The sequence below is a fragment of the Nocardia sp. 852002-51101_SCH5132738 genome (assembly GCF_001665695.1).
Lineage (GTDB): Bacteria > Actinomycetota > Actinomycetes > Mycobacteriales > Mycobacteriaceae > Nocardia > Nocardia nova.
Map to the genome: position 1 here is coordinate 1 of NZ_LZML01000161.1, position 977 is coordinate 977.

The window sequence follows — 977 nt, forward strand, 5'->3', positions numbered from 1 at the left end:
GCGGAGTTGCGGGAGACCGGTGTGCGCGGGCGTCTTCCGGCGCTGGATCCCGAGCCGAAATCGGAGCGCAAACGGTCGACCCGCCGCCGCCAGGACGTCCCGGATCTGCCCCGCAAGAAGATCGACAAGAAGACCATCGGTCGCCAGTACGCGGGCAAGTACCGGCCCTCGATGTTCATCACGCTGACCATGCCCAGCTACGGGCGCATGAACGATGACGGCGCGATCAACAGCAAGGGCAAGCCCTGCGGCGACGGATCACCCCGGAACCCGGACACCTACGACTACCGGCGTGCTGCCCGTGACATCGTGTTCTTCCCGGCCTTGTTCGATCGGTTCGTTCAGAACTACCGGCGCGCCACTGGCCGCGATATCCAGTACTTCGCCACGGTGGAACCGCAGAGACGGGGAGCTCCGCACATTCACATGGCGGTGCGTGGCACCGATCCTCGGGCGCTGGTGTTGCAGATCGCTGCGGCGACGTATCACCAGGTGTGGTGGCCGCACTTCGACCCGGAAAACGAGCAGTACACCGAGGGCCGGATGCCGGTCTGGGACTACTCGGCCGGCCGATTCGTCGATCCCGACACCGCCGAACCGCTGCCCACGTGGGATGAGGCACTCGACGTCCTCGACACCGTGGACGACCTCGAACCCGCCCACGTGGTGCGCTTCGGCGACCAGATCGACCCGAAACACGTCAAGGGTGTGCTGGGCGGCACCGAAGAGGCTTCCCGCCACGTCGCCTACCTGACCAAATACCTGACCAAGTCCATCGCTGAGGTTATCGAGCCCCAGACCGACCGGGCGGCAGAGCATTACGAGCGGCTCCACGCCGAACTCCAGAAGGTTCCGTGCTCGCCGAACTGCCCGATCTGGCTGCGCTACGGCATCACCCCGAAGGGCGCCAGCGACAAGACCCAGCCCGGCCGCTGCAAGGGCAAAGCCCATCGCCGCGAAACCCTCGGCCTGCGCGG

At 66.2% G+C, this 977-nt stretch carries 1 protein-coding gene; it reads left to right on the forward strand.

Annotated features, from left to right (window positions below; genetic code table 11):
- The coding region (locus A5789_RS37450) for a replication initiator (RefSeq protein ID WP_064927350.1) at positions 1-977 on the forward strand (977 nt) is incomplete at both ends.